Source organism: Nocardia nepalensis (assembly GCF_048910785.1).
In the GTDB taxonomy this organism is placed as follows: Bacteria; Actinomycetota; Actinomycetes; order Mycobacteriales; family Mycobacteriaceae; genus Nocardia; species Nocardia nepalensis.
In genome coordinates, this window is sequence record NZ_JBKBET010000042.1 from 1 (window position 1) to 2,372 (window position 2,372).

The following is a 2,372-nucleotide window of genomic DNA, read 5'->3' on the forward strand; positions in this document are numbered from 1 at the left end:
CCCGGTGTGGTGGTGTAAACCTTGCTCCAGTCGACAGGTACCCCCGCGACGAAGGCGTGGCCCACCGCTTTGACCATCGCGGTGGTCTCGGGGCGGTGCTTGGTCAGCACGGGGATCGTGATGGCCTCGGGAGAGGTCAGTGTCTGTTCTATGGCAGCTGACAGGCCAGCGCCGGGACCGACTTCGATGAACCGGGTGGCGCCCATCGACTCCAACAACTGCACACTGTCGGCGAAACGCACAGGTCGGCGGATGTGGTCGAGCCAGTACTGCCCCGACCCGAAGTCGGGTCCGGTCAGTTCGGCCGTCACGTTCGATACCACCGGAATCCGTGCCGGGCTCACCGTGATATCGGAAACCAGGCGCGCGAATTCCTCGAGCATCGGTTCCATCAGCTGGGAATGGAACGCGTGTGACACCGCCAAACGGTGCACCCGTCGACCTTGCTGGGCCAACCGATCCGCGATCGCGGCCACGGCTGTCTCTGCACCGGAAATCACCACCGATCCCGGCGCGTTGATCGCGGCGATATCCACCCCGCCGACCAGCAACGGCAGCACTTCGTCCTCGCTGGCGGCGACTGCAACCATCACCCCGCCCTCGGGCAAGGCCTGCATCAATCGGCCTCGGGCCGCTACCAGCAGCGCAGCGTCTTCCAAGGTCAAAACCCCGGCCACATACGCTGCGGTGACCTCACCCACGGAATGACCCATCACGAAATCCGGGTCGATCCCCCACTGCCCCACCAACGCGAACAACGCCGCTTCCACCGCGAACAACGCCGGCTGAGCGAACTCTGTGCTGTCGAGCAGCTCCTGGTCATCACCCCACATCACCTGCCGTAGCGGCAAACGCAGATGCCGATCCAACTCCTCGGCCACCGCATCGAACGCCTCAGCGAACATCGGGAACTGCGCATGAAGCTCCGCACCCATCCCGACCCATTGGGAGCCCTGCCCGGGAAACACCAACACAGTCTTGGCGGGTGTGGTGGTTGTGGTGTGGCCGACGACCACATCAGGTCCCGGCTGCCCCGACGCCAACCCCGCCAACCCGGCCAGCAGCGCCTCACGATCAGCACCCACCACCACCGCACGATGCTCGAACACCGCACGAGTAGTCGCCAACGCAGACCCCACCGACACGACATCCAGGTCGTCCTCGGCACGCACCCAGTCCGCCAACCGGGCAGCCTGCCCAGCCAAGGCTTGGCTGGTCTTGCCCGAGACCAGCCACGGCACCACGGAATCAGGGGAATCGAGCAACCCCACACCCGCCACCGGATCCGGGGAATCGAGCGTATCGACCGGTGCCGGGTCGAGGGCGGTGTCGGCTTGTTCGAGGATGACGTGGGCGTTGGTGCCACTGATCCCGAAGGAGGACACCGCGGCCCGACGCGGCCGGCCGTCGCTGACCGGCCACGGCCTGGCCTCGGTGAGCAGTGATACGGCGCCGGTCGACCAGTCCACGTGGGGGCTGGGTGCATCGATGTGCAGGGATGCCGGCATTGTTTCGTGCCGCATCGCCTGCACCATCTTGATGACGCCGGCGACACCGGCGGCGGCCTGGGCGTGGCCCATGTTGGATTTGATCGAGCCCAGCCATACCGGTCGATCCGCGGGCCGGTTCTGGCCGTAGGTCGCCAGCAAGGCTTGGGCTTCGATGGGATCACCCAGGACGGTGCCGGTGCCGTGGCCTTCCACCACATCGACCTCGCCCGCGTCGATGCCCGCACTGGCCAACGCCGCACGGATCACCCGCTGCTGGGAGGGCCCGTTGGGTGCGGTCAACCCGTTGGAGGCACCGTCCTGATTGACCGCCGACCCCCGCACCACCGCCAACACCTGATGGCCCTTGGCACGGGCATCGGCCAACCGCTCGACTACGAGCACCCCGACGCCTTCGGAGAACCCGGTGCCATCGGCGGCACCGGCGTACGGTTTGCAGCGGCCATCGGCGGCCAGGCCCCGCTGGCGACTGAATTCCAGGAACGCCACCGGGGTCGGCATCACGGTCACGCCACCGGCAAGCGCCAGGTCGCATTCCCCGGCCCGCAGCGACTGCACCGCCAGGTGCAATGCCACCAGCGATGACGAGCACGCCGTGTCCACCGACACCGCTGGACCCTCCAAACCCAACACATAAGCCACCCGGCCCGACGCCACACTCGAGGTTTGACCGGTCCCCCCGAACCCGTCCGACGCCTCGACCGCCGAACGGCCGTAGTCCTGGGCGATGATGCCGGTGAACACTCCGGTGGTGGAGCCGGCCAGTGTCGTGGGGTCGATTCCGGCGTCTTCCAAGGCTTCCCACGAGGTTTCCAGTAGCAGTCGCTGCTGGGGGTCCATCGCCAACGCTTCACGCGGGCTGAT

The 2,372-nt window shown here is 67.0% G+C and carries 1 protein-coding gene; it reads right to left on the reverse strand.

The annotated features are described in order from the left end of the window. The coding region (locus tag ACHQ4I_RS41725; RefSeq protein ID WP_420777459.1) for a type I polyketide synthase at positions 1 to 2,372 on the reverse strand (2,372 nt) is incomplete at both ends.